The sequence below is a fragment of the Streptomyces sp. NPDC042336 genome (genome assembly GCF_055581985.1).
Genome location: NZ_JBVJEA010000010.1, coordinates 275,914 through 300,388, shown reverse-complemented (window position 1 = coordinate 300,388; position 24,475 = coordinate 275,914). Strand labels below are relative to the sequence as shown.

General features: G+C 70.8%; 24 protein-coding genes, 1 tRNA gene and 1 pseudogene. 13 read left to right on the top strand and 13 right to left on the bottom strand.

What is annotated here, in order from left to right; genetic code table 11:
* Nucleotides 1–104: 104 nt before the first annotated feature.
* Both ACZ6IM_RS23150 and ACZ6IM_RS23145 read left to right on the top strand, forming a co-directional pair.
* Nucleotides 105–1,403, top strand: coding sequence for an FG-GAP repeat domain-containing protein (locus ACZ6IM_RS23150; protein ID WP_052836531.1), 1,299 nt, complete (start codon nt 105–107; stop codon nt 1,401–1,403).
* A gap of 71 nt (nt 1,404–1,474) precedes the next feature.
* Entirely contained in the window at nt 1,475–2,506 is a 1,032-nt protein-coding gene (locus ACZ6IM_RS23145; RefSeq protein ID WP_469558653.1) for a Yip1 family protein, read from the top strand.
* A 71-nt stretch (nt 2,507–2,577) separates the two neighbouring features.
* On the opposite strand, the gene ACZ6IM_RS23140 is transcribed toward ACZ6IM_RS23145, so the two are convergent.
* Entirely contained in the window at nt 2,578–3,075 is a 498-nt protein-coding gene (locus tag ACZ6IM_RS23140; RefSeq protein WP_052836533.1) for a phosphoribosyltransferase, read from the bottom strand.
* Between the two features lie 25 nt (nt 3,076–3,100).
* A complete protein-coding gene (gene dcd, locus ACZ6IM_RS23135; RefSeq protein ID WP_030180420.1) occupies nt 3,101–3,676 on the bottom strand; it encodes a dCTP deaminase in 576 nt (191 codons plus the stop codon).
* Between the two features lie 513 nt (nt 3,677–4,189).
* Between dcd and ACZ6IM_RS23130 the strand changes: the two genes are divergently transcribed.
* Nucleotides 4,190–4,263 (top strand) — tRNA-Gly (locus ACZ6IM_RS23130).
* 433 nt (nt 4,264–4,696) lie between these two features.
* On the opposite strand, the gene ACZ6IM_RS23125 is transcribed toward ACZ6IM_RS23130, so the two are convergent.
* On the bottom strand, nt 4,697–7,063 hold the full coding sequence (locus tag ACZ6IM_RS23125) for an N-6 DNA methylase (protein WP_469558648.1): 2,367 nt from the start codon (nt 7,061–7,063) through the stop codon (nt 4,697–4,699).
* Between the two features lie 281 nt (nt 7,064–7,344).
* Here ACZ6IM_RS23125 and ACZ6IM_RS23120 point away from each other — a divergent pair.
* Nucleotides 7,345–7,658, top strand: a pseudogene (locus tag ACZ6IM_RS23120) (transcriptional regulator); the annotation flags it as partial.
* A gap of 151 nt (nt 7,659–7,809) precedes the next feature.
* Here the strand turns inward: ACZ6IM_RS23120 and ACZ6IM_RS23115 are convergent.
* Both ACZ6IM_RS23115 and ACZ6IM_RS23110 read right to left on the bottom strand, forming a co-directional pair.
* Nucleotides 7,810–8,253 carry a PIN domain-containing protein gene (locus ACZ6IM_RS23115; RefSeq protein ID WP_466111584.1) on the bottom strand — a complete coding sequence of 148 codons (444 nt, stop codon included), beginning with the start codon at nt 8,251–8,253 and terminating at the stop codon, nt 7,810–7,812.
* Nucleotides 8,250–8,516: a ribbon-helix-helix domain-containing protein gene (locus ACZ6IM_RS23110; protein WP_053134376.1), complete on the bottom strand. Its 267-nt coding sequence runs from the start codon at nt 8,514–8,516 to the stop codon at nt 8,250–8,252. The genes ACZ6IM_RS23115 and ACZ6IM_RS23110 overlap by 4 nt, the downstream gene beginning before the upstream one ends.
* A 464-nt stretch (nt 8,517–8,980) precedes the next feature.
* Between ACZ6IM_RS23110 and ACZ6IM_RS23105 the strand changes: the two genes are divergently transcribed.
* A complete protein-coding gene (locus ACZ6IM_RS23105) occupies nt 8,981–9,178 on the top strand; it encodes a type II toxin-antitoxin system VapB family antitoxin (protein WP_469558643.1) in 198 nt (65 codons plus the stop codon).
* 14 nt (nt 9,179–9,192) lie between these two features.
* Nucleotides 9,193–9,615: a PIN domain nuclease gene (locus ACZ6IM_RS23100; RefSeq protein WP_052836538.1), complete on the top strand. Its 423-nt coding sequence runs from the start codon at nt 9,193–9,195 to the stop codon at nt 9,613–9,615.
* A gap of 460 nt (nt 9,616–10,075) precedes the next feature.
* Here ACZ6IM_RS23100 and ACZ6IM_RS23095 read toward each other — a convergent pair whose 3' ends face one another.
* Together ACZ6IM_RS23095 and ACZ6IM_RS23090 are read right to left on the bottom strand one after the other, a co-directional pair.
* Nucleotides 10,076–10,747: an enoyl-CoA hydratase-related protein gene (locus ACZ6IM_RS23095; protein WP_052836539.1), complete on the bottom strand. Its 672-nt coding sequence runs from the start codon at nt 10,745–10,747 to the stop codon at nt 10,076–10,078.
* 54 nt (nt 10,748–10,801) lie between these two features.
* A complete protein-coding gene (locus ACZ6IM_RS23090) occupies nt 10,802–11,380 on the bottom strand; it encodes a TetR/AcrR family transcriptional regulator (RefSeq protein ID WP_469558639.1) in 579 nt (192 codons plus the stop codon).
* Nucleotides 11,381–11,616: 236 nt separating this feature from the next.
* On the opposite strand from ACZ6IM_RS23090, the gene ACZ6IM_RS23085 reads away from it, so the two are divergent.
* The 3 genes from ACZ6IM_RS23085 to ACZ6IM_RS23075 all read left to right on the top strand — a co-directional run bounded on the left by ACZ6IM_RS23085 (nt 11,617) and on the right by ACZ6IM_RS23075 (nt 15,477).
* Complete coding sequence (locus ACZ6IM_RS23085; protein ID WP_052836541.1) at nt 11,617–13,344, top strand: SpoIIE family protein phosphatase; 1,728 nt, start codon at nt 11,617–11,619, stop codon at nt 13,342–13,344.
* A gap of 468 nt (nt 13,345–13,812) precedes the next feature.
* Nucleotides 13,813–14,328 carry a DUF5994 family protein gene (locus ACZ6IM_RS23080; protein WP_469558636.1) on the top strand — a complete coding sequence of 172 codons (516 nt, stop codon included), beginning with the start codon at nt 13,813–13,815 and terminating at the stop codon, nt 14,326–14,328.
* A gap of 105 nt (nt 14,329–14,433) precedes the next feature.
* Nucleotides 14,434–15,477 (top strand): fatty acid desaturase family protein, encoded by a 1,044-nt coding sequence (locus tag ACZ6IM_RS23075; RefSeq protein ID WP_052836542.1) that lies wholly within the window; start codon nt 14,434–14,436, stop codon nt 15,475–15,477.
* Here ACZ6IM_RS23075 and ACZ6IM_RS23070 read toward each other — a convergent pair.
* On the bottom strand, nt 15,474–15,779 hold the full coding sequence (locus ACZ6IM_RS23070) for a hypothetical protein (protein ID WP_052836543.1): 306 nt from the start codon (nt 15,777–15,779) through the stop codon (nt 15,474–15,476). The two genes, ACZ6IM_RS23075 and ACZ6IM_RS23070, sit on opposite strands and share 4 nt — an antisense overlap.
* A 5-nt stretch (nt 15,780–15,784) precedes the next feature.
* On the bottom strand, nt 15,785–16,375 hold the full coding sequence (locus ACZ6IM_RS23065) for a DUF5994 family protein (RefSeq protein WP_052836544.1): 591 nt from the start codon (nt 16,373–16,375) through the stop codon (nt 15,785–15,787).
* Between the two features lie 305 nt (nt 16,376–16,680).
* Between ACZ6IM_RS23065 and ACZ6IM_RS23060 the strand changes: the two genes are divergently transcribed.
* Nucleotides 16,681–17,082, top strand: coding sequence for a DUF5994 family protein (locus ACZ6IM_RS23060; RefSeq protein WP_469558632.1), 402 nt, complete (start codon nt 16,681–16,683; stop codon nt 17,080–17,082).
* Here the strand turns inward: ACZ6IM_RS23060 and ACZ6IM_RS23055 are convergent.
* The 3 genes from ACZ6IM_RS23055 to ACZ6IM_RS23045 all read right to left on the bottom strand — a co-directional run bounded on the left by ACZ6IM_RS23055 (nt 17,050) and on the right by ACZ6IM_RS23045 (nt 19,558).
* A complete protein-coding gene (locus tag ACZ6IM_RS23055; protein ID WP_469558629.1) occupies nt 17,050–17,583 on the bottom strand; it encodes a DUF5994 family protein in 534 nt (177 codons plus the stop codon). The two genes, ACZ6IM_RS23060 and ACZ6IM_RS23055, sit on opposite strands and share 33 nt — an antisense overlap.
* A 130-nt stretch (nt 17,584–17,713) precedes the next feature.
* Nucleotides 17,714–18,817: a serine hydrolase domain-containing protein gene (locus tag ACZ6IM_RS23050; protein WP_469558627.1), complete on the bottom strand. Its 1,104-nt coding sequence runs from the start codon at nt 18,815–18,817 to the stop codon at nt 17,714–17,716.
* Between the two features lie 69 nt (nt 18,818–18,886).
* Nucleotides 18,887–19,558, bottom strand: coding sequence for a DUF4097 family beta strand repeat-containing protein (locus ACZ6IM_RS23045; RefSeq protein WP_052836547.1), 672 nt, complete (start codon nt 19,556–19,558; stop codon nt 18,887–18,889).
* Nucleotides 19,559–19,780: 222 nt separating this feature from the next.
* Between ACZ6IM_RS23045 and ACZ6IM_RS23040 the strand changes: the two genes are divergently transcribed.
* Nucleotides 19,781–20,533, top strand: a complete 753-nt coding sequence (locus ACZ6IM_RS23040; RefSeq protein ID WP_469558624.1) for a GbsR/MarR family transcriptional regulator — start codon at nt 19,781–19,783, stop codon at nt 20,531–20,533.
* A 31-nt stretch (nt 20,534–20,564) separates the two neighbouring features.
* On the opposite strand, the gene ACZ6IM_RS23035 is transcribed toward ACZ6IM_RS23040, so the two are convergent.
* Nucleotides 20,565–22,535, bottom strand: coding sequence for a YncE family protein (locus ACZ6IM_RS23035; protein ID WP_469558621.1), 1,971 nt, complete (start codon nt 22,533–22,535; stop codon nt 20,565–20,567).
* Between the two features lie 266 nt (nt 22,536–22,801).
* Between ACZ6IM_RS23035 and ACZ6IM_RS23030 the strand changes: the two genes are divergently transcribed.
* Together ACZ6IM_RS23030 and ACZ6IM_RS23025 are read left to right on the top strand one after the other, a co-directional pair.
* Complete coding sequence (locus ACZ6IM_RS23030; protein ID WP_052836550.1) at nt 22,802–23,449, top strand: dihydrofolate reductase family protein; 648 nt, start codon at nt 22,802–22,804, stop codon at nt 23,447–23,449.
* Between the two features lie 251 nt (nt 23,450–23,700).
* Complete coding sequence (locus ACZ6IM_RS23025) at nt 23,701–24,474, top strand: polysaccharide deacetylase family protein (RefSeq protein WP_052836551.1); 774 nt, start codon at nt 23,701–23,703, stop codon at nt 24,472–24,474.
* Nucleotide 24,475 lies beyond the last annotated feature (1 nt).

The following is a 24,475-nucleotide window of genomic DNA, read 5'->3' as shown; positions in this document are numbered from 1 at the left end:
GGGCTCCCTGCGGACCCGGGGGTGTCGCCGTATGTCGAACGCGTGCATGATTACCCGGTCGTTGTCGGTAATGGTGGTACGGGTCGATACGGACGAGGTGAACGGTGCGGCGCCTGCGAAGAAGCACCCTGACCGGCACGGCCGCCGCCGGCTGCCTGCTGCTGCTCACCGCCTGCGGCCACGGCCGGGCACCCGCCGCCGAGGACGCCGCCCCCACTCCCGTACGCGCCGCCCAGGCCCCCGCCCCGCTCCCCGTCCCGCACGGCGAGGGCAGCGAGGTCCCCGACGACTTCAACGGCGACGGCCACCGCGACCTGGTCCTCGACGACCTGGTCACGGCGGAGAGCCACGCGGACGACGCGGGCATCGGGATCGTCTACGGCTCGCCCCGCGGACTGGTGCCGCGAGCCCGGCAGTTGCTCACGCCGAAGAAACACGCGACGCCCGTGGACGGCCAGTTGCCGGCCGTCTTCGAGGCGGAGGCGAGCTGCGACCTCGACGGCGACGGCTTCACCGACCTGGTGGTCACCACCGACCCGCCCTACGACGGCCAGGGCCGCCCCCCGGTCCCCCTCCAGCTCCTCTTCGGCTCCCCGTCGGGACCGACCGGCCGCGCGGTCCCGCTGACCATCCCCGACCGCGCCCGCTACGGCAACGACTGGCCCGAGCGCCCGGTGTGCGGCGACTTCGACGGCGACGGCGCCGAGGACCTGGTCGTCCACGCCTCGGCCGGCCGCCTCAGCCATCTGCGCGGCCCCTTCACCCGCAAGGGCGTCCCGCACCAGGCCGGCGCGCCCGTCCCGTCCCCCGGCGAGGCGCCGACCGGCCCCGCCACCGACGTGAACCGCGACGGGTACGACGACCTGGTCGTCCGCACCTCCGCGGGCCCCGGCAAGGCGGCCCTCGTCCTGGGCGGCCCCGCCGGACCGGCCCGCACCGGGGCCACCCTGCCCGCCGGCGTCGACATCGCGCTGGGCGCCTTCGGCCGGGGCAAGGCGCTCGACGCGGCCGTGGGCGGCCCGGACGGCACCGCGATGCGCTACGACCTGCCCACCGCGACACGCGGCAGCCTCGACGCCCCGGGCTCGGTGCTCGACGCCGCCGACTTCGACGGCGACGGCCTGAGCGAGCTGGTCTCCAGCGGCTCCGGCGTACGCGTCCTCCCGGGCCGCAAGGCCGGGCCCACGACCCGGGCGGCGGTCACGGTGCGGCCCACGACGACGGGCACGACACGGGTGCTGACGGCCGGCGACTTCGACGGCGACGGACTCGCCGACCTGGTGGTGCGCACCTCCCAGGGCGACACGAAGGACTCCATCGAGGTCCACCGGGGCGCCGCGAAGGGCCTGCTGACGGCACGGGCCGCGGTCACCTTCTCCACGTCGCAGTTCCTGACCCCGTAGGGGACCGGCGGGCGGACGCCGCGAGTGGGCCGGTCGGACCTCGGGGACTCCTCGGGGAGCACCCGTAGGGGATGTCACAGCTCGGCCGCAAAGGACCCCCCGAACGGCCGGGCCCCGCACGTCACTCTCCGGGACCAGGTACGTTCGAAGGCGTGGCTGGATTCAGGATCGGACGCGGCCGGGACAACGGCGCTCCAAACGCGCGACCGCAACGCCCCCCGTACGGACAGCAGGCGCCCCAGGGACCGTCGTACGGCGGCCCCGCGGCGCCTCAGCCCCCGTACCCGCAGCAGCCGTACGGGGGCGGCGCCCCCGCGCCCGGCGGCTCCCCGTGGCCCCAGGCCCACGGCGGCGGTCACCCCGCACAGGGCGGACACGGCGAGCCGGAGTACTTCGGCGACGGCGGCTACGGGCAGGGCCCCGGCGGGCACCCCCAGCAGCCCCCGTACGACCCGTACGCGGCCAACAACCCGGGCCACACACAGGCGTTCACGGTCGACGACCCCTACAACCAGGGCGACACCTACCGCGCCGGTTCCTCCCCGGCCCCCGGCCCGGTCGGCCCCCGCCTGCACTGGAAGGACCTCCTGAAGGGCGTGATCCTCGCGCCCAACCCGACCTTCCTCCAGATGCGGGACTACGCGATGTGGGCCCCAGCGCTCATCGTGACCTTCCTCTACGGCCTGCTGGCCGTCTTCGGGTTCGACGGCGCCCGCGAGGAGGCGATCAACGCCACCCTCTCGAACGCCATCCCGATCGTCCTGACCACGGCGGTGGCGCTGGTGCTGAGCGCCTTCGTCCTGGGCGTGGTCACCCACACCCTGGCCCGCCAGCTCGGCGGCGACGGCGCCTGGCAGCCCACGGTCGGGCTCTCCATGCTGATCATGTCCCTCACGGACGCCCCGCGCCTGGTCGTCGCGATGTTCGCCGGCGGCGACGCGCCCTTCGTCCAGATCCTGGGCTGGGCCACCTGGGTCGCGGCCGGCGCCCTGCTGACCCTGATGGTCAGCCGCTCCCACGACCTGCCCTGGCCGAAGGCGCTCGGCGCCTGTGCGATCCAGCTGATCGCCCTGCTGTCGATCGTGAAGCTCGGCACGTTCTAGCCGTCGGCGTACGAGGGGGCCCCGGCGTGTGCGTCACGCCGGGGCCCTTCCCGTCTTCGCCGCCCCGCAGATCAGGCGTCGAGCACCTGTCCGTCCCGCCGCACGACGGGGGGCTGAACGCTCCACGGGAAGTTGATCCACTCGTCGGTCCGCTTCCACACGTACTCGCACTGGACGAGGGAGTGGGACTTCTCATAGATCACCGCGCTGCGGACCTCGGCGACCGTGTCGAGGCAGAAGTCCCGCACCAGCTTGAGCGTCTTGCCGGTGTCGGCGACGTCGTCGGTGATCAGGACCTTCTTGTCGGAGAAGTCGATGACGTTCGGGACCGGCGCGAGCATGACGGGCATGTCGAGCGTGGTCCCGACCCCGGTGTAGAACTCCACGTTCACGAGGTGGATGTTCTTGCAGTCGAGCGCGTACGCCAGCCCGCCGGCGACGAAGACGCCCCCGCGGGCGATGGACAGCACTATGTCCGGCTCGTACCCGTCGTCGGCGACGGCCTGTGCGAGTTCGCGCACGGCGACGCCGAACTGCTCGTAGGTCAGATTCTCCCGAACATCACTCATGCGCGCGTCCTGCTCATCACTGGGTTCATACCTGGGTCCGATGGAAATTGAGGAAGGAGCGGGAGGCGGTCGGCCCCCGCTGCCCCTGGTAACGGGACCCGTAGCGCTCGCTCCCGTACGGGTGCTCGGCCGGCGAGGTGAGCCGGAACATGCACAGCTGCCCGATCTTCATCCCCGGCCACAGCTTGATCGGGAGGGTCGCGAGATTGCTCAGCTCCAGCGTCACGTGCCCCGAGAAGCCCGGGTCGATGAACCCGGCGGTGGAGTGCGTGACGAGCCCGAGCCGCCCGAGCGAACTCTTCCCCTCCAGCCGCGAGGCCAGGTCGTCGGGGAGGGTGATGACCTCGTACGTACTGGCCAGCACGAACTCACCGGGGTGCAGGATGAACGGCTCGTCGCCCTCCGGCTCCACGAGCCGGGTCAGGTCCACCTGCTCGACGGAGGGGTCGATGTGCGGGTACCGGTGATTCTCGAACACCCGGAAGTAGCGGTCGAGGCGCACGTCGATGCTCGACGGCTGCACCATGGAGTCGTCGAAGGGCTCGATGCGGACCCGTCCGGCGTCGATCTCGGCCCGGATGTCCTTGTCTGAGAGAAGCACGCACCGAGGATACGCAAGGCGCGCGGAGCAGCGACAACCGCCGCCGCGCCGCGCGCCCGGGCTGTACCTGTACCGCTGCTGCTACCGCTTCTCCGCACCCACCGGCACGGCGCTCCGCAGCCGCGCACACCGCGGACATCGGACGAGCCGGCCGGGGCCGAGTCGATCGGCCTGCTGCATCGGGAACGAGGTGGCGGTGAACACGTGCCCATCGGCACAGCGGACGACGGTGCGCTCCATCAAGTCCTTCAAGTCCCTTCCCCAAGAGCCGCGTCTGGCTTACTACCCTGACGACAAAAGCCACAGTACGGGATGAAAGAGACGACTCTCCAGGCGGCACTCCGCCCTCACGCACACCCTCTCCGGGGCCCCCACGGTACGCCCCAACTCGCAGCCCCCGCAGCCTCGTCCCCCACCCCCGAACGACCACCGGCCCCACGGCGCGAACACCGGGGGCCGGGCATGGGGTAGAGTGAGCGAGCGTCCAGGCACCGACCTCGGTCGGCGTCTTACGCGGGTGTAGTTTAATGGTAGAACATCAGCTTCCCAAGCTGAGAGCGCGAGTTCGATTCTCGTCACCCGCTCCATGAAGAGGGCCCAGGTCAGAGACCCGGGCCTTCTTTGTTGTGTACATCGACCAGGGAATCGCACCGTTTGTACACTCTGTCCGACGGTTGAGCTGTGGCCCGCGCACGCGGTGCTTCCCAGCAGAGGTGAACGCGCGCGGCCGCACCAGGATGTTCCGAAAAGCGTGTCGGCTCGTTCAGAGTTGGCCGACTGCAGACAGGACAAGCACGCAGAGGCCCATCGACGTGGCAAAAGCAGTGCCGCCGTAAAGGACTGCCTCAGCGAATGCGGCTCCGGTGCTGGTCTTCAGGATCCCAGCGACAAGAGCCACCACGAGCGAGAACAGCGCTGCCACGAGCAGCCACAGGCACCTCGTTCCGAATCGTGACTCGGACGGCGGAGCATTCACAGAAGTCTTCCTTCGCGGACGGACTGAAAGGAGAGGAGTGTGCGTCATTCGGGGACAAGGACGCCGGTCAGTAGATGCGCGGCGAGTGTGCTGCGGTGCCGAGTCGCGGCCTGGATGAGTTCGCGGTGCGCGGTGATCTGCGCGTCCACGGCATCCAGCACGGCACTGATTCGCCGCTGATGGGCAAGGGGCGGCAGCGGTACGGGCAGAAGTGCCAGTGTGGCGGCGCTGAGGGAAGGAACAGCGGTGCCGCGGGCATACTCCTTGAGCCAGTGCACCGTCTCCGGCAGAGACAAGTAGGCGAGCAGGTAGCCGGGAAGGACAAGTGGCTCCCCATCCGTCTCCAGGGCACGCAGCCGCAACAGGTTGGTGCTGAATAGCCAGCCGTCCTGCGCCTTCTCGACCAAGGCAGGGGGCATCTGGGCACCGGAACGCACGCACAGAATGTCTCCGGACCTGAGACGGAACCTTGCCAGTGCGCGGGCGACATCCACGCTTACTTTCTCCATGTCACGATCGTCGATACGACCCTCACGCAGGTGCTTGGGCATCACGACACGGAGATCGCCTGCCGCGGAGCGAACCTCGGCCGGCAGACGTGTGTAGGACGGACCAGCCATGATGTCGACCAGTTCTCCCAGCGGAACCCGACGCCAGTCATGAGGTAGCCCGTCGTACGAGAGCACGGTGGCTGACGACAACGGGCCGTACGAGAGCGCATCGACCGTGCCGTCCAGGGCTTTCGTTCGACGCCTCGCCTCGGCGAGCACCCGCTCCGTGGCTGCTGCCTCGGTAGCCGCTTCAGCCGGTGACGCCGTGGACATCCATCTGTCCGCATAGTCGGCGGGGCTGAGCGAGTAACCGGCAGCCCGCACCGCCTCCAGCGGAGCAGCGACCGCAAGATGGCCCGCGCTCTGCCGACCGAGGCGGAATCCGGTCCCTCGTCGCCATGCCTGAATGGTTTTCGTGACAGCCCCGACGTGTTCGTCGGAGAGGACTCGGGGTCCGCGAGTCGCCTTGTCACCCAGGTCCCGGGCGTCCACGAACAGGATGTCCTCGCGCACCGCCGCGGATCTCCGCAAGAACCACAAGCAGACGGACACCTGAGCCCCGGAAAAGAGCTGAGGCGGCAACGCGACAATGCATTCGACGGCGCCATCCTCCACCAGCCTGCTCCGGATCTCCCGCTCCCGAACGTCTGTGGAGGTGCCCGCACTGACCGGCATCACCACACCCGCACGGCCCTCGTCCTTGAGCGACACCAGGACGTGCTGGAGCCAGGCGAAGGCAGGACTACCGGGGGGAGGCGGTCCGTACGGCCAGTCGATGCCCTCACGCGGCTTCGGCACGGCCCCGTGAGCGTTGAAAGGCGGATTAGTCAGAATGAGGTCGACCCGGTGGCCCTTCGGCCAGGCACGTTCGTTCCATGGGGCCGCGGTGCCGGCTTCCAGTTCAACCGGAATACCGTGCAGCGCGAGGTTCATTCCGGCGAGCCGAAGTGTGCCGCGCTGCGGACTCTCACCACGCAGAGTCAGAGGCACGACACCACCGAGGCGTTCAGCGACTCCGTCAAGCATCTCGCCTGCGCGCGCATACGGGTCGTAGACGCATCGCGCGGAGTCCTCGTCCCCTAGGGCGGCGTCCCGCATCAGCCGCACCACGGCACGTGGGGTGAAGAACTCTCCGCTGGGAAGCGCGGCTCGGGAGCCGAATTGATCCACCAGTTGTCGGAACTCGTCGATCCCCAAGCCGTCGGTCAGGCGGATCACCTCGACAACATCCCCGTACTCCCGAGGTTCCAGCCTGACGAGGGCTGTCCGCATGCCCGGCGGCACACCGCGCAGGCGCAGCGCCTCGTCGGCTGCTTCCCCGATCTCCTGCAACAACGTCGCCGTGGCAGCCCTGGATCGAGACCGCACCGTACGCGGGAGCGACACCGAGCGCGGGCTTCCGCTCACCCGAAGAAAGACCAGAGAGAGGAGCAAGGCAAGGTAGTCCGTCATCGATGCGCCGCCGCGCACGGCGTCTGCCATCGGTCCCAGCAATCGCGCAAGTTGCCGCGCACGCTCTTCTTCGTCGCTCAACGGACCGCTGCCGGTTGCCTCACCACCCAGCGCGGCCGCTCCCTGGCGGGCATCGTCCGACGCGACGAGGTTCCGCCGCATACGGTCGGCATAGGTGAACCCTGCCGGCTCATCGGACGCACGCGCACGTGACGGGATCTGACGGGAGTCGAGCCAGCGGAGGACCGCCCGTAGACTGAATAGTTCCGTTTCCCCCGTCCTGACCGGCTCCGGATAATCCTCGTACCGACGTTGCCAGTTGGTGATTGCTGGCCGCATCACCCCGGCCAGTTCCGCGAGTTCGGCCCTCGACAGCAGGCGATCGTCGCTGAGACCCGTACCGTCCATGAAACCCCCGTACAACGTCCTGGTTGCTCCCGATGAGGGAACGGTAGAGAGGCGACAGCGGGAGCGTCAATCAGCGCACCGACGGTGCGCACATCGACAAGCGGGCGCGACTCATGGGTCGCGCTTCAGGCATTCAAGGACCATCAAGGAGCTGAGCAGCTATTTTGCCCTACCGTCGCCCTCTTTTGCTACCCGATCACCAAGAGATGAAGAGCATCGCTTGTTAAGGGCCTACCTGAGAAGGGCTTGCGTCAGTCTGCGGATCAAGTAGCCCCACCGCACTTCGCCGCGCCAAGTCCGCTCGGCGCGCGCCTGCCGACCTTTCGAGCTCGTCGGCCCTCAGCACGGCACAGTGACCTTGCCGCTGCATCTGGCACGGTCGGGGCTGACCACCCTCGATCTCGATCAGCCGCGGCTGTGGATGAACTACTACCGGATCGTCCTGACCGAGGGAGCGCAAGACGATCTGGTCCGGTTCCTCAGTCGCGACCTTCTGGTCAGCCTATGGCCCGCACTGCGCACACTGGTCAGCCGTGATGTCCGGGAGGTGTGGGAGAGCTCCTGCGTGAACCCCACGGAAGTGAGGCCGACGTAGCGCGGACAGCATGGTGGAGACACGACTGCATGTGTTCTCAGCGACCACCGTTCCCACCCTGCTGCACAACATCCGTAAGTACCAGAGCCGCACGAGTTGCCCGAGCACCGTCACTTCCCGAGCGACGAGCGCGAGTTCGGCTCTCGTCGTATCAGAGCGGGAGATCGTCGGGGAGTACCCGAAACACCTTGTGGTGGCCCAAGGGGCGTACGGCCCGGAAGTCACGTCGGTCGAGGGTGAGGATCGCGTCCGTGTCGTAGTCGGCGGCGAGCGCCACATTGACCGCGTCGGCGAGGTCGAGGTCCAGCGCACGGTAGCGGACACGGACGGACTGGGCGGCGCCCAGGTGGTCCTCCGTGATCTCCGGCATGACGACGCGCCCCCGGCTCATCCAGCGCCGGAGGTCGTCGACCGCGCCGAGGGCGGCCGCCCTGCCGAGCTCGCGCGTGGCGACGTGGTCCAGTTCGGCCAGCAGCAATGGGGACATGACCAGGAGGCCGGCCGCCATGATCGCCTCGTTCGCCGCCCGGTGTTCCGGGTGAGCCGAGTCCAGGGCCGCCAGGAGGCCGGACGTGTCGGCGATGACAATGATCACGCGGCGGTTCCGGAACTCGAGTCGGCCTCACGGCGGACGGCGTCGGCGACCGCATCACGGACCTCCGCCTTGGAGGGCGTGCGGCCCGTCCCCTCGAAGGTGCGCGAGAACAGCGGCTCGTCCCAGACCCTGTTCGCCATGGCCGCGAGGTGGATGCCCTGGCGGATGATCTCGGCCTCGCTGATCCCCCGACGCTTCGCGGCCTCCTTGATGATCGCCAGGTCCTCGGGGTCGGCGTAGACGTTCGTGCGCTTCATGGACATGTACCAAGAGTAGTCCATGTACCGGATTGACACACGCAAGTGCCTAGTTCTTCGGATCATCGGATGCTGGCCGCGCCCACCGAGCCGAGGCGAGGGCCCGGCAGCCATGTGCGACCGCGACTGCCGCGCTCAGCCACTCTGCGCATCCCCAAGCCCGCACACCGAGCAATCCACATCAGCGAAGTGGTCGTCCGCATCGCAGTGTCGTGCCCACGGTGTGCCCTTCAGAGCGGACACCTACGGTCAACAGCAGTGCCACAGGACGCCCACGCCTACCGCAGCACATTGGATCCACGCAGGTCAGCAGCTCCACGGCGCACAAGCGCCGTCGCTTCCCAAGCTGAGAGCGCGAGTTCGATTCTCGTCACCCGCTCCATGCGAAACCCCCCGGTCATCGACCCGGGGGTTTCTTGTCGTCTAGGCCAATCGCAGGGCGGCGTGCCCTCCTCTGCGGAGGTGCATCAATGACTCGCACCGTAATCGATCTCGATGATCAGCTGGTCGCCGACGTGGCCAAGGCCCTCGGCACCAGCATCAAGAAGGAGACGGTGAACACCGCCCTGCGCGAGGTGCTGGAGAACCGGCGGCGGGCTCTTGCCCTCACCCGCCTGCGGGCAGCGGCGGCCGAGGGCGCCTTCGATCTCGATCTCCTCGAGGACTAGGGAAACTACCGTCGGTGAACGCCGCTCAGTTCCTGATCGACACCAGCGCACTCGCCCGGATGCTGCGCGGCGACGCCGAGCAACACGGCTGGGACCAGGCGGCGGCAGCCGGGCTCATCGCCACGTGCCCCATCACCGAGCTGGAGTTCTGCTACAGCGCGCGTTGCGCCGCCGCCCGTGCCCAAGGCATCGAGGACCTGCGTCTGCTCTTCGGTTGGGTGCCGGTCGACGACCGCGCCTACGACCGCGCCTGGCAGGTCCAGGACATCCTCACCCAGCGCGGACAGCACCGCAGTGCCGGAGCCGTCGACCTCGTGGTGGCGGCGACGGCCGAGTTGCAGGGACTGACCCTCCTCCACCGCGACCGGGACTTCGAATGCATCGCCGCCGTCACGGGCCAGGCGCTCCAGTGGTACGGGCCAGAACCCGGCAACTGAACCCAGGGGTCCGGGCGTTCGGCTGTTCCGTGAAAGCCTCGGCCACCGGCCTGTGGTGACCGAGGGGCTGGGACAGGGAATCGGCGCATGCGCGAAGGTGCTCCCCGACTGAGTTCCCGTCTCTCCCGGAGATGGGTCCGCTTCACCGCGCTGGTGGCGTCCACCCGGAGCGGGTCCGCATCGCAGGAGCCCTTCCGCCCATCTCCGTCCTGAGTTCTGTGGCCGCCGCTGTCCCGGACGAGTCTCCGGGCCGCCCCCGGACAGGCCGGGGGCGCAACCATTGCCTTCGGAGCTGGAACCCCCGGAAGCCGGCCGCGCGCCAGAGACCCTGGCCGCGAGCACTGACAACGGGCCCAACGGCGCCGGCCGTCGGCTGTGGCGGGCCCGGCCGGGCTCCCCCGAGTCGTCGACCCGGGGGTTCTCTGTTGCGCCGGGCCCACGGGGGACTCGAGGTGGTGGCTCAGCCGAGTGGGTTCGTCGTGTCGCGCAGGGTGGCCAGGGCCGGGGCGTACATGCGGGACTTGATGGTGCCGACGGTGTCGCCGGCCTTGTTCACCTGTGCCTGGGCGATCTCGATCGCGGTGGAGCGCACGGCGTCCTCGGCGACGGCCCGGTCGACGATGCCGGCGGCCGCGGCGTCGGTGCCGCCGTAGCGGCGGGCGGTGAGCATGGCCTCGTGCGCGGTCCGCGGCGCCAGCCGGGACTGGATGAGGGCGGCCATGCCGGGGGTGAAGGGGATGTTGATGTCCGCTTCGGGCAGGCACCAGTAGCCGCGGTCGGCGCGCATGACGCGGAAGTCGTGGGCCAGGGAGAACATCGCGCCGGCGGCGAAGGTGTGCCCCTGCAGCGCGGCCACCGTGATGACCGGCAGGGACAGCATCCGGGCGAACAGCCCGTGGACGGAGACGACGTACTGCTGGTGCTGGTCGGCGTGGGCGAACAGCCAGTCCAGGTCGAGTCCGTTGGAGTAGAACTTGCCGGTGGCGGCGGTGACCAGGGCGCGGGGGCCTTCCGCCTTCTCCACCTCGTCGAGCGCGGCGCTGACGGAGGTGAGCCAGTCCGGGTGGAAGCGGTTCTCGCCGTCTCCGAGGTCGAGGACGAAGACGTTGTCCTGACGGTCGAGCGTGGGCATGGCGACTCCTTCGAGGTTCAGAGGTACGCGGTGAAGCGGCTGGACGGCTGCGGGTTACGGCCGGGGGCCGGAGCGGGCACCGGGACGGTCACGCAGGGCGTGGCGGAGCAGGTCGTGGATCTCGGCGGCGGCCGCGTCGATCGGGGCGGTGCTCTGCTCGGCGCGGCACATGATCACCGCGCCTTCGACCGCGGCGATGACGAAGGCGCCGAGTCGGCGGCTGCGCTCCTCGGCCAGGCCGTGCCGCAGGAAGAGGGCCGCGAGGGCTTCCTGCCAGCGGGCGAAGACGGCGGCGGCGGAGCGGGCCAGCTGGGGTGCCTCGTCGTTCGCCTCGACGGCCACCGCCACGATCGGGCAGCCGGCTCTGAAGCCGCTCTCCACCAGTCGGTCGCGCCACAGCGCGAAGAACGCGTCGACGGCCTCCACCGGATCGTCGGCCTGCATGGCGGCGTCAACCAGGCCCGCGATGAAGTCCCCCGCCAGCGCCACGGCCTCGTCGATGAGCTGGGTGCGCCCGCCGGGGAAGTGGTGGTACACCGAGCCCCGGGGGGCTCCGCTGTGGGCGAGCACCCGGTCGATGCTGGTCGCGCTCGCGCCGTACTCACGCAGCAGGGCGGCGGCACTGAGGATCATCCGGTCACGGCTCTCACTCCTGCGCGGACTCACCCGCCCACCACCCTCCCGGCGACGGTGCCGACCGGGACCGGCAAGCTACCTGCGGGTAACTTAGGGGATATGCCATAGACCATGCAAGAGGTCCGGCAGGCTCGTGGGGCCGTGCCCGTGCGGTGTGCGCCGACTGCCCCGTCGCCCTGCGAGCGGGACCGCGTCGGAGCACCATCGACGGGAAGGCAGCCTCTGGAGGGTCCGTGCGCGATGCGGTGGGTGACGGCGTGGGGCCGTGGGCGGCGGACGAGCCGGGTTTCTGGCGGCAGGTCGTCGAGCGGCTGGGCACGGCGGTGCTGGTGCTGGACGCGGCCGGGCGGGTGATCGCCGCGAACCCGGCGGCCGAGCGGCTGCTGGGCCGCACCACCGCGGCGATACGGGGCGCCGACGCACACGATCTGCTGCACCGGGACGCGGACGGCAACAGGGTCCCGCGTGACCGCTGCCCACTGCTCCACGCACTGGCCGAGGGGAAGGGGACGCGCGGGGAGGGTGGCACCTATCTGCGGGGGGACGGGCGCCTGCTGGCCGTCTCCTGGTCCTCGTATCCCTTGACGGAGGACGGCTCCACGAAGGGCGTGGCGCTGCTGTTCACGGACGCCACCGGGGACCACCGCGTCCACCGGGAGCGAACGGCGCGCACGCGCGCCCTGGAGGACCTCAACGAGCGGCTGTCCCTGGTCGCGGAGATCACGGACGTCCTGGGGCAGACCCTGGAGACCGACGAGGCGCTGGCCCGCCTGGTGCGCCTGCTGGTCCCCCGTCTCGCCGACTGGGCGGCGGTGGACCTGCGGACCGCTTCCGGCGAGGTCCACCGGGTGGCGGTGACCGGTCCGCAGGGACGGGACGCCGGATTCCAGGGCCGGCGCGCACCCGCCCCGGAGGAGGCCGGTGAGGGGGCGGACTCACCCCTGGGCCGGGCGCTGACCGGTGGTGAACCCGTACTCCAGGAGCGGGTGGCACCCCTCGTCCCGGCCGCCGGACACTCTCCTCTTGCGGCTCTCCACAGCGGCTTCCTGGCGGCGGTGGGCGCGAGTTCCGCCGTCACGGTGCCGCTCGGCACCCGGGACCGGATCACCGGGGCGCTGACGGTGGTGCGCACCGACCCGGCGCATCCCTTCGACGAGGGCGACCTGGCGGCCGTGAGTGACGTCGGTCGCCGGGTCGGCGTGGTCGTCGACAACACCCGCCGCTACGGCCGTCAGCGTGCCGTCGCCGAGGCCATGCAGCGCAACCTGCTCGCCCCGCTGCCCCGGCCCGGCCACCTCCGGCTGGCCGCCCGCTACCAGCCCGCGCCCGCGGGCTCGCAGGTCGGCGGGGACTGGTACGACGCCTTCATGCTGAAGGACGGCGCGCTCGCCCTGGTCATCGGCGACGTCGTGGGCCACGATCTGACCGCGGCGGCCGGCATGGCCCAACTGCACGGCATCCTGCGTTCACTGGCCTGGGACCACACGGGACCGCCCGGCGCCGTCGTCGACCGCCTCGACGCCGCCATGCCGGTGATCACCACCGTCCCGTTGGCCACGCTGATCCTCGCCCGCGTCGAGGGCGATCCGGACACGGGACCGTGGACGCTCCGCTGGACCAGCGCGGGGCACCCGCCTCCGCTGCTCCTCTCCCCGGACGGCACCGCGTGCTATCTGGAAGCCGGCCAGGGACTGCTCCTCGGCACCGGCCCCGTCGGCGGCGCGGGCCGGCCGGACGCCACACATCCCCTGGCGCCCGGCTCCACCCTGCTGCTGTACACCGACGGGCTCGTCGAGACGCCGGGCAGCGACCTCGACACGGGCCTGGACCGGCTGCGCCGGCACGCCCTCGCGCTCGCCGACGAACCGCTGGACAGGCTGTGTTCAGACGTGCTCGCCCACCTGCCGCCCGGCAGCACCGACGACGTGGCCCTGCTCGCCCTGCGGGTACCGCCGGCGTGAGACGTGGTGGCGGTCGGCCCGGGCCGGTGCGGCAGGGGCGACCGCCGACCGCCGCGCCCGTGGCGGCGATGGCGGCGATGGCGGCGATGGCGGCAATGGCGGCAATGGCGGCGATGGCGGCGATGACCAACCGTCACGCCGCCTTTACGCACCGAGGAGTAGGCTGACGAGACCGAGGGCATCAGGCACGCCGGTGGCGGACCGGCTCCACCCCCGGCATCCACCCGGCGTTCATCACGCGGGAGGGGCTCCCCCTTCACCCCGCACACGCCCGTCGGCTCCTTCGCCCGAACTCACGGCGGTCGTCGCCGCTTTCCTCCGGCAAGAGCGGCAAGAGCGGCCGGACACGACTTCCCGCACCCGTACCCACCGGTCACGTCCGGCGCTGCCCCGGCAGGTCCGGGCAGGCCGCCGGCCGCTGCGCCCTGCCGTACCGGCAGGCAACCCACCTCGTCAGAGAGAATCCACGTGATCACGACAGCCGCACCCGCGCCGTCCGCCCCTCCCCTCCCCCTTCCCCTCGTCCGTCTGCGTCTCGCGCCCCACGGCGCGCTGCCGCGCCGGATCGACGGCGTGTGGTGGCCGCACTCCCGCGACCTTCTGACGCAGCTCCCGAAGATGCTCGCCGCGCTGCCGAGCGCGTGGGGCGACATCGCCGGTGTCACCGTGGACGCCGCGGCCTGGTCGGCGGCACCGGGGCGCATGTTCGTCGCCAACCAGGTCGTACGCCTGCACAAGGCCCCCGCCTCGCCGCACGCCCCGGACCGGGTCGTCCTGATCTCCCCGGGGCTCGGCCGCTGGGACCTTCAGGTGATCCCGCCGGATGCGACGGAGGAGGCCGCCACTCTCCTCACGGCCGCCGCCCTGGACGACCGGCGGTTGGGCGTCGACGGAGCGGCCCGGCGCCCGTCCCCGACGGTGGCGGCAGGTCTGCGCGCCCGTGTGGGACCCGCCGGGCCGGGAACCCGTGCCCCTCGGTGGTAGGAGCCGCCGCGGGTCCGTCCGGGTCTACGCCCGCTTCCCGCGCCCAACTCGCCCCGGGGCCGGTCCGAGTCGTCCGCCCGCTTCACAGAGAAGAGTCTCGTCCTCATGACCATGGCCACCACCACCTCCGGCGCGCGTTCCGGCAGTCCAGGCAGCGACTTCGCCCAGTTGTCGAAGAAGATCGCGGATGCCGGGCTGATGGGCCGCCGCCCCGGCTACTACACGTTACGGATCACCGCGGTGACGGGGCTCTACGCCACCGGATGGGCCGCGTTCGTCCTCGTCGGCGCCTCGTGGTGGACCCTGGCGATCGCCGCCTTCCTGGCCGTCATGTACGGCCAAGTCGCCCTGGTTGCCCATGACATGGCGCACCGGCAGGTGTTCCGCCGCCGCCGGGCCAGCGAGGTGTCCGGGCGGATCGCCGGGGCGTCGATCGGCATGAGTTACGGCTGGTGGCAGGACAAGCACACCCGTCACCACGCCAACCCCAACACCGAGGACCTCGACCCCGACATCGGTCCCGACCTGCTCGTCTGGTCCCCGGACCAGGCCCGGGCCGCCACCGGACTGCCCCGGCTGCTCGGCCGCTGGCAGGCGTTCCTTTTCTTCCCCCTGCTCACGCTGGAGGGCTTCAACCTGCACGTGTCGAGCGGCAGGGCCGTGGCCGACCGCCGGCTCAAACGCCGGACGGTCGACGGCGCTCTGCTGTTCGGGCACTGCGCGGTCTACCTGACGGCCCTGTTCTGGGTCCTGCCGCCCGGCATGGCGATCGCCTTCCTCGCCGTCCACCAGTGCCTGTTCGGCGTCTACCTCGGTTCGGCCTTCGCGCCCAACCACAAGGGGATGCCGATCCTGAGGGCCGACGACCGCCCCGACTTCCTCCGCCGCCAGGTGCTCACCTCACGCAACGTCAACGGCGGCCGGTTCACCGACCTGGCGCTCGGCGGTCTGAACCACCAGATCGAGCACCACCTGTTCCCGAGCATGCCCAGCCCCAACCTGCGCAAGGCCCGCGCCATCGTCCGGCGGTACTGCCGGGACCTGGGCGTGGACTACGCGGAGACGGGCTTGGTCGCCTCCTACCGGCTGGCGCTCACCAGCCTTTACGAGGCCGGCGCCCCGCTCCGGCGGACCCGCGTCCGCGCCTAGCGCGCCGACACGTCGTGTACGCCGTGGATACGACGTCGAGGGCGCAGTCGGCCGCGTCCGCCGTCCCGGCGGCGTGCGACCGGCCCGTCAGCAGTCTTTCCTGCGGTGGTCTTCCCCGCGGTGGCGGTCTTTCCTTCGGCGCTCTTGCCGTCCGTGGTCTTCCGGTCCGGTGCGACCACACCGCCGCGGTCGTAGTGGAAGGCGGCGCTCCTGCCCCCGTGCAGGGCGTTCAGCCGGTGGATGAGGAACGCGCCCGCCGCGATCACCGCCAGCAGCACGATCACCGTCACGAAGATGTCCACCGTCCTCACATCCTCTCGGGCCGGTCCGCCGGAGCCTCGGTGACCGGCCGGTCCCACGCGGGGACGACGAGGGCGCCGGCTCCCCGTCCCCCTTCGGACTCCCACACGGCTTCGCCGGTGCGGTCGGCCTCGGCGATCACCGTCGGACGCGCGGCATCCGCCATCAGCCGGCTCGCGCTCGCGGTCCGGCCCGGGTCGCTCGCGGCGGCCATCAGCCGGGCGGCCGCGGCCGGAGGCGTCCGCGGCGGGACGACCAGCAGGTTCCAGCGGCCCACGTGGTAGGAGAGCAGCAGGAGTTCGTGCTCGTCCTGCTCGAAGCGGAACCAGCCCACCTTCACCACGTGCCCGGCGACCGGCACCTTGCGCGGGACGACCGGCCACTGGGCGGGGTTCACCGTGACCCGGGTGATCCGCCCCCACAGCGGATCGAGAACGGCCGCCAGGGCGGGCAGTTCGGCGGCGAGATCACGCGAACGCGGCCACCACGCGCCGTCGAGCAGGAGCGGTGCCGAACCTTCGGGAGCCAGCGACAGACGCACGGGAGACGTGGGACGCCGGTCTTCGTACGTCATCGGAGGGGAGACGGTCGCAGTCATGGGGCGAACCCTGCCCCGGGCGGGCCTGGGCCGGCCCGGCGTATTCGATCGCCGAGAACGGCACAGGCGCGAGATGTCCGTGCGCGGAGTGTCCCCGGCCCCTCCAGCGTACGCTTCGCGGCGCCCGGGCGGGCGGTATGCCGAGGCGGTCCGGCCGATGAGGCCGTTGCCCGGTGCCGGGGCGCGTCGAGGAGTAGCCTGAGGACGTCGAGGGCTTTCGTGCACCGGCGCCTCCGGTCCCGTCCTCGATCACGCACCTCCGGGCGCCCGTCGGTCGACGCGGGCCCGCAGTCAGGCTTCCCATGATGACCTTGAACACCGCCCAGCTCCGTCCGCACGCGGCACCTTTCCGGCCACGTGCCGCGCGCCTCGTCCTCGGATCCGCCAGCCGTTTCGGCCGTCCGGACGGCGCCTGGTGGCCCCGGACCCGCGACCTGGCTCGGGAACTCGGCGAACTGGCCGACGTGATCGATCCGCTGCGGGGCCGGCTCACGCACGTGGCCGTCAATCCCCGCCACTGGCAGCTCGTCCCGCACGGTGTCGTCGTCGTCAATGGTCACGAGGTGGCCGTCGACCGTTTCGCCGAGGTGCTCAATCCGCACAGGATTCTGCTGGAGTCCTACACCTCGGGCCGCTGGGATATCCTCGTGGTGCCGCCCCTGACGAGCGCGTCGTCAGCCGCCCGGCTCATGGCGGCGGTCGCGTAGCGCAGCGTGGGGGGCCTGCCCTGGCTCCGCGCCTTCGGTGCCGGTGTCGATGAGGATCTGTTCCGCCGGCGTCTGGCTGCCGGCCCGGACGGCCGCGGCCATGGCGGCGCGGGCCGCGTCGGGCACGGTCTGCGGGGGGACCACCAGCAGGGAGAAGATGTCGTTGCCGCCCCGGGTGATGAGGACGGTGTCGTCGCCGACCGGGAACGAGTCGATGTGGACGACACGGCCGTCGATCGTCATCCGCGTCGGCAGTTCCTCCCAGGCGTCGCTGTCCAGGCCCACACGGGTGATGGGCCCGAGATACCCGGACAGCGCGGAGACGAGGCCGGGGAGTTCACCGGTGATGTCGCGGGAACGGGGCCACCACGCGCCGTCGAGCGCGCCCTGCCGGTCATGGGTCGTCTCCAGCCGCACCACTGCGGTTCCAGGTCGTGGATCGGCCTGGTGCACGGCGTCGGGCAGGAGTCTGGTCATCCGCGGGGAATCGGGGTCGGTCATCGCACTCGCCTGCCTACCGGGGACGGCAAACCGGAAGCCACCTGGTTTCACGGTACTCCTCGGAAGGGGCGGGGCGACCCGGGCGCCGCGGAAGGCCCAGGTCATCGACCTGGGCCTTGCTCGCGCCCGGCTACTGGGGCTGCCGGCCGCCGAAGACCTCCTCGACGAGCGTTCGGGTCGCCTTCTGGAATGCCGCTGCCATGGACATCGCGGTGTCGTCGACGTAGTTCAGCGCGGCGGTGAGGGTCTTGCCGCCGTCGGGCGTGCTGTACATCAGTGCCGCGTGGCCCGCCATGCCGCCGTTGTGGGTGATGACGGTGCCGCCGTCTTCGCCCGCGTCCTGGACGAACACTCCGAGGCCGTAGCCGGCCTTGGGATGCGGCCGGCACATCTCGGCCAGCAGCGGGGGCGGCAGGAGCTTGCCGCCCATCAGCGCGGAGATGAACGTGTGGAGGTCCCGGGTCGTGGAGATCATGTCTCCGCCGGTGGAGATCCAGGAGGGGTTCTGGCGGGTGACGTCGACCGTCCGCTCTCCGTCGGCGTCCTCGTACCGGTAGTAGGCGTGGGCGTGCGGCTGGGGGATCTCCGGGTCGGTTTCCGGCACCACGGTGCCCGACAGAGCGAGCGGTCCCAGGATCAGCCGCTGCGTCTGCTCGGCGAGCGTGCGGCCGGTGACCCGCTCGACCAGCAGTCTGGCCAGCACGTAGTTGGTGTTGGAGTAGCTCCAGTCCGTGCCCGGTTCGAACCGTGCCGGCCTGGCCAGGGCCAGCCGGACCAGCTCTTCGGGCCGGTAGGTTCTGAACCGGCCGTCCACCCACTCCCGGCCCGCGGTCGTGGCGGGGATCCCGGGCGCGAACGTCCCGTCGTCGTAGTACTCGCCGGTGAAGTTGAAGACGCCGCTGGTGTGCTGCAGCAGCATCCGCACGGTGATCCTCGGGTCCAGCCCGAAGCCGGGCAGGTGGCCGGCCACCGGGGTGTCCAGTCCGAGCGTGCCCTCGGCCACCAGCTGCAGCACCACCGTCGCGGTGAAGGTCTTGGTGTTGCTGCCTATCCGGACGTGCCCGTCGACCGGTGGTTTCGCGCTCTCGCCCAGCTTGCGGACCCCGGCGCTGCCGGCCCACTCGCCCCGCTCGTCGTGCACGCGCAGCGTCACCCCGGTGAAGCCCGACTCGACCATCTCGTCGATGGCCTGCTGGAGCTCCGGGCGGTTGTGGCCGGCGGGAGTGATGGACATGGTGGTGTGCTCCTTCGGAACTGGTCACGGGATCAGGTGAGCGGACGGGACGGCCGCGGGGGGCCGCTCTTACAGGCTGCGGGCGCTGATGTCGCCGTAGGCGGTGGTCGCGTGGATGGTCAGGGCCGCGTCGGCGCCGTCGGTGTTCTGGAGCGCGTTGTGGATCCGGCCGTAGGAGGTGCCGGCGTCCAGGGAGGCGGAGACTCCGCGGGCGGCGCCGACCGAGATCTCGCCGGACTCGGTGTGCAGCGTGACCCTGCCGCCCACGGCCTCGGTGACGCGGAGGTCGCCCTTCTGGGTGCTGATCCGCGCGGAGCCGCCCAGCCGGCCGACCGAGACGTCGCCGGACTGGAGGGCGAGACGGGCGCTCGCGGCCTCGTCGAGCTTCACCGAACCCTGTGCGCCCTCGAAGGAGACGTCACCGAGCCGTCCGACGCCCCGGAACTCGGCCAGGGACGCCTTCGCCTCGACGCGGGAACCGGCGGGCAGTTGGACGGTCACCTCGATGGACCCGGAAGATCCGAGGAGCTGGTTCTTCGCCTCGGGGGCCTCGATCCGCAGGACGCCGTCGCCGTAGGTGACCTCGGTCTCCTCCGCCGCCTGCACGTCACGGCTCTTGGAGACGTTCGCGGGGAGGACCTCGACCACGGTGTCGGACCGGTCGGCGGCGATGAACCGGACGCGGCCGGCGGGGATGTCGAGGACGGCGGTCACCGGCGCGGAGGTGTCGAACTTCTGCATCGTGCTCTCCTTCGACTCACTGTTTCCGATGAGTGAAAAGCTACGTTGCATTTCCCGATACGGCAATCACGTCGTTGCTCAACTCGGCTGTTTATGCAGGTAGATGCAAGCATTTCATTGCAACGACTTCAGAATCTAACGCAACGGCTCCTGCGCGATCGTTGCAATGAACCAAGCGTGAACGCTATCCTGGAGACCCCACGGACCCCGAAGGAGACCGCGATGCCGGGAGGCAGACTCACCCAGCAGGAGCGCCGGCAGATCGCGCTGGGGCTGGCCGACGGTCTCGCCTACGCGGAGATCGCCAGGCGTCTGGAGCGCCCGACCTCCACGGTCACGCGCGAGGTGATGCGCAACGGCGGCCCCACCGCCTACCGCGCCGATCTCGCCCACCGCGCCGCCGAACACCGCGCCCGCCGCCGCGGGAAGGGCGCCTCCCGGGAGCCCGGCACGCCCCCGCAGGCCCACGGACGCGACGCCGAAGCCGTACGCGAGTACGAGGAGTTGTTCACCACGGTCTTCATGCGGTCGGGCCTGCCCAGGATGACGGCCCGGGTGCTGGCCGGCCTCTACACCACCGACGCCGGCAGCCTCACCGCCGCCGAACTCGCCGGAGGCCTGCGGATCAGCCCGGCGTCCGTCTCCAAGGCGGTCGCGTTCCTCGAGAACCAGGGCCTCATCCGCCGGGAACGCGACGAACGCCGCCGCGAGCGCTACGTCGTCGACGACGACGTCATGTACCAGTCCATGATGGCCAGCGCCCGCGCCACCGCCCACCTCGGCGAGGTCGCCCGGCAGGGCGTCGGCATCCTCGGCCCCGACACCCCGGCCGCCGCCCGCCTGGAGAACATCGCCCGCTTCGTCGACTTCGTCTCCGAGAGCATCGCCCGCGCCGCGGACCAGGCCCGCGAGATCCTCCACACGCGCCCCGGAACGATCCCGGACGACACGGCCCGAGCAGGCCCAGGCCGATGACCTGGGCCTGCTGGGCGGCAGCCGGGGCGGGCTACTTGGTGAAGGTGAAGTACTTCCAGGCGCCGTGCGTCGTGGAGTTGATCGTGTCGCCGGAGGAGCCGTTGACGTACGACGAGCGCACGCGGGCACGGATGCCGGACTCTCCCGGTGCCCCCAGGCGCACGGACGACCTGCCGCTGGTGCCCAGGGCGAAGTAGTCGGAGCCGGAGTCGCGCCAGGCGCCCCGGTAGTGGACCTGGAGCTGGAGGCGCTGCTTGCGGCCCTTGTAGTAGTTCATGGTGGTGGTGAACACCGGGTCGGTCTTCTTGTGGAAGTAGTAGTACGTCGTGGAGCCGATCTTTCCCGTCTTGTAGTGCTTGGCGACGGCGGTGGAGACCTTGACCCGGGCGTACCCCGTGGACTTGACGGTCTTCGGGGCGTAGCGGGCGTCACCGGTGAAGACCGCCAAGACGGTGGTGTCGCGGGTCATGGTGACGGTCGCCGACACGTTGCCCTTGGAGTTGACCTTGGCCGACTTCATCAGCTTCTTCGGCTTGTCGGTGCCGAAGGGGTCCGCGTAGATCGCGACGGTCCGGTTCTTGTACGTCGTGCCGAGGTGTGCGGTGAAGGTGACCTTCTTGCCGTACGAGTACACCTTGCCGTTGTTGTTCAGGCTCAGCACGGTCGCCTTGCGCGAGACGTCCACCGCGTCCGAACCGGAGGCCGGGGCGTGCGTGGCGTCGCCCCCGTAGGAGACCTTGTAGGTGACCCTGCCGCCGGCGGGTGGTGTGTCGGTGAAGGAGAAGCTGCCGTCCGCCTTCGTCCTGACGGCGGCCAGCGCCTTGCCCTTCGGCGACTCGACGTCGGTACGGATCACCCTCAGGCCGGTGCCGGCGGCGAGGGGCTTCCTGGAGGTCAGCCTGCCGGTGACGGTGAGCTTCTTGGCCCGCTCCGACTTGGCCGGGGCCGACACCTTGAGAGCGGGCAGTTCCTTGGTCGGGTCGGTCAGGGCACGCAGGGTGTAGGTGCCGTAGGTGTTCACGGAGACGGCGAAGACCCGGCTGGAGTCCGGCGCCCAGGCGAGAGCCCCGTCCACCAGGGAGTCACCGCCGCTGCTGTTGCCGGTGTTGGGGAAGTCGTACTCCCGCACGGGCACCTTGTCACCGGGCCGGTGGATGTGGACGTCGGGGCCGTACGCGGAGTCGCTGCCGCCCGCGACACTGCCGTCCGGCGCGATCCGCACGGCGTTCGGGTAGGAGTCGATCGGATAGCCCGGCTGCTCCGTGAGGTCGGCCGTCGAGTAGGAGCCGAGGGCGTAGCCGTGGCCCGGGGCGCCCCACGAGGTGAGGACCTGCTTGCCGTCGGGCGTCAGGTCCAGCTGCTTCACGGCGGTGTCCATGCCGCCCTTGACCCGCAGTGCGGCCCCGTCCGCCGAGACGTCGTAGACGGCGAGGTCGCCGCCGTTGCCTGCCACCAGGACACCCGGGACGGCCGAGTCGGACGCCAGGAACATCCCGAAGGCGCCGAAGAAGTCGACGTCGCCGCGCTGGGCGAGGTGGACGACGGGTTCCGGGCCGGAGGTGTCCAGCGAGCCGAAGTCCGTGCCGTGGGCGAACCAGATCCGGCCGTCCACCACCTCCAGGTCGCCGGGAGCCGCGCCCACCGGGTAACTCGCGGTCTGGGTGTACGTGCTCGTCCCCACCGAGACGATCCGGTTGCCGCCCGTCACGGCCGCGTACAGCTGCCCGGAGTCGGCGGACAGCGCCAGGCCGGTCACCCCGGAAAGCCCGGTCAGCGTCGCCTTCACGGTGCCGCCGTAGTCGGTGACGACGATCTTGCCACCGGTCGGATCGGAGAGGTAGACCCGCTGGTGGGCGCCGTCCACGACGACGTCGCCGACCGACTTCACCGGAAGGGTCTTCGCGGAGTCGGCCGCGGCCGGACCCGCCGTGCCCCCCACCAGGGCGGCGGAACTGAGGACGACCGCGAGTGCCGTCGCGGTCGCGATGCTGCGCGTGCGCACAGTGATGTGAACCCCCACAGAGGAAGCCCGGTTCCCACCGGGCGAGAACGAAAGGCCGCGCGTCCCCCCGCACCCGACGACGGGTGTTCGAGCGCTGCCGAGCACGCAGCGTATGACATGTGAGGGACAAGTGAAGACCGCACATGGTCGCGCGCGGGACACGCGTCGAAAGAAGTCGCGCGCCGCTGTCGATCCGGTCGCCTCCCGTTCGACATCTTGATGTAGGACGCATCGCCCGGAACCGACAGGACCTGATGAGGGAACGCATGGATCAGCTGCTGCGAGTGCAGAACTTCACCGTCTCGAGCGACGGCGTCGCCGCCGGCGAGGACCAGAGTCTGGAGCGGCCCTTCGGTCACGCCGTCGACCCGGGGCGGCTCATGGCCTGGGCCGGCGCCACGGCGAGCTGGCCCAACCGCACCGAGCCAGGGGGGAGCCGGGGCCTCGACGACTACTTCACCCGGGACTTCAGCCACAACATCGGCGCCGAGATCATGGGCCGCAACAAGTTCGGGCCCCAGCGCGGCCCGTGGCAGGACCACGACTGGCGCGGCTGGTGGGGTGACGAGCCGCCGTTCCACACGCCGGTGTTCGTCCTGACCCACCACACGCGTCCGTCATTCACGCTCTCCGACACCACGTTCCACTTCGTGGACGGCGACCCCGCCACCGTGCTCGCGCGGGCACGGGAGGCCGCACAGGGCAAGGACGTCCGGCTCGGCGGGGGCGTGTCCACCGTCCGGGAGTTCCTCGACGCCGACCTCGTCGACACCCTGCACGTGGTCGTCTCGCCGGTGAGGCTGGGATCCGGGCTGCGTCTGTGGGACTCGTCCGACGAGCTGCTGGACCGGTTCCACCGGGAGGTCGTGCCCAGCCCGAGCGGCGTGACGCACCATCTCTTCTGGCGCAAGTGACCCCGACCCGCCGTCCACGGTGCCGTGCGGCACCCCGAGCGGTGGGCGGTCTCCGGCAGGCCCGCGGAGCTGGCGGGCCGTCAGGTGGGGCCGGCCCCGGCGGCGTCCGTCGAGTTGTCCGCGAACTCCCCCGGGATTGTCCGTGATCCGTAACGGAGGGATCCCGCGGCCGGGTTCCGCCGTCCTGTCATGTGGTCCCCGGCGTGTTCGGGGACGGCGGCGAGGAACTACGCGAAGGCGGGGCGGCGGACATGGCACGGCACGGCGGTGGACGGGGCTGGTACGGCAAGGTGGTCGGGGCGGCGCTCGGTGTGACGATGCTCGCCGTCGGCGCCTCGGTGTGGACCGCGCAGGCCGACTCGGTCGGCGGCGCGGCGTCCGGGGCGTCCGCGTCGGCCACGCCGGGCGCCGGCACCAAGCCTGTCGACATCAGCATCGCGCACGCCTCGGACGCGGGGGCCCGCGGCGTGAACATCACCATCGACGACGGTCCCGACCCGGCGTGGACGCCCCAGGTGCTCGACCTGCTGGACGAGTACGGGGTGAAGGCCACCTTCTGCATGACGGGCATTCAGGCGCAGGCCCACCCGGACCTCGTGAAGGACGTCGTCGCCGCCGGGCACCGGCTGTGCGACCACACCGTGTCGCACGACACCGCCATGGACAAGAAGTCCGAGGCCTACCAGTCCAAGGAGATCCTCGACGCCGAGCGCATGATCATCAAGGCGTCCGGGGGCGTCCGGCCGATGTACTACCGGGCCCCCGGCGGGGCGTTCACCCCCTACAGCCGCAAGCTCGCCGCCTCCCACGGCATGCGTCCGCTGGGCTGGAACGTGGACACCAAGGACTTCGAACGGCCGGGCACGGACGCCATCGTCGCCACCGTCCAGCGGGAGCTGTCCAACGGTCCGACGATCCTCTTCCACGACGCCGGGGGCGACCGCACCCAGACCGTCGAAGCCCTGCGGCAGGTCCTGCCCTGGCTGAAGGAGCAGGGCTACGCCTTCGGGTTCCCGGTGCGCTGAG

Bases quoted from the DNA above. Each gene is read 5' to 3' on its own strand.
- ACZ6IM_RS23145 (WP_469558653.1), top strand. From the start codon at position 1,475: ATGTCACAGCTCGGCCGCAAAGGACCCCCCGAACGGCCGGGCCCCGCA.
- ACZ6IM_RS23140 (WP_052836533.1), bottom strand. From the start codon at position 3,075: ATGAGTGATGTTCGGGAGAATCTGACCTACGAGCAGTTCGGCGTCGCC.
- ACZ6IM_RS23125 (WP_469558648.1), bottom strand. From the start codon at position 7,063: ATGGACGGTACGGGTCTCAGCGACGATCGCCTGCTGTCGAGGGCCGAA.
- ACZ6IM_RS23110 (WP_053134376.1), bottom strand. From the start codon at position 8,516: ATGTCCATGAAGCGCACGAACGTCTACGCCGACCCCGAGGACCTGGCG.
- ACZ6IM_RS23105 (WP_469558643.1), top strand. From the start codon at position 8,981: ATGACTCGCACCGTAATCGATCTCGATGATCAGCTGGTCGCCGACGTG.
- ACZ6IM_RS23095 (WP_052836539.1), bottom strand. From the start codon at position 10,747: ATGCCCACGCTCGACCGTCAGGACAACGTCTTCGTCCTCGACCTCGGA.
- ACZ6IM_RS23090 (WP_469558639.1), bottom strand. From the start codon at position 11,380: ATGATCCTCAGTGCCGCCGCCCTGCTGCGTGAGTACGGCGCGAGCGCG.
- ACZ6IM_RS23075 (WP_052836542.1), top strand. From the start codon at position 14,434: ATGACCATGGCCACCACCACCTCCGGCGCGCGTTCCGGCAGTCCAGGC.
- ACZ6IM_RS23065 (WP_052836544.1), bottom strand. From the start codon at position 16,375: ATGACTGCGACCGTCTCCCCTCCGATGACGTACGAAGACCGGCGTCCC.
- ACZ6IM_RS23060 (WP_469558632.1), top strand. From the start codon at position 16,681: ATGACCTTGAACACCGCCCAGCTCCGTCCGCACGCGGCACCTTTCCGG.
- ACZ6IM_RS23055 (WP_469558629.1), bottom strand. From the start codon at position 17,583: ATGACCGACCCCGATTCCCCGCGGATGACCAGACTCCTGCCCGACGCC.
- ACZ6IM_RS23050 (WP_469558627.1), bottom strand. From the start codon at position 18,817: ATGTCCATCACTCCCGCCGGCCACAACCGCCCGGAGCTCCAGCAGGCC.
- ACZ6IM_RS23045 (WP_052836547.1), bottom strand. From the start codon at position 19,558: ATGCAGAAGTTCGACACCTCCGCGCCGGTGACCGCCGTCCTCGACATC.
- ACZ6IM_RS23040 (WP_469558624.1), top strand. From the start codon at position 19,781: ATGCCGGGAGGCAGACTCACCCAGCAGGAGCGCCGGCAGATCGCGCTG.
- ACZ6IM_RS23030 (WP_052836550.1), top strand. From the start codon at position 22,802: ATGGATCAGCTGCTGCGAGTGCAGAACTTCACCGTCTCGAGCGACGGC.
- ACZ6IM_RS23025 (WP_052836551.1), top strand. From the start codon at position 23,701: ATGGCACGGCACGGCGGTGGACGGGGCTGGTACGGCAAGGTGGTCGGG.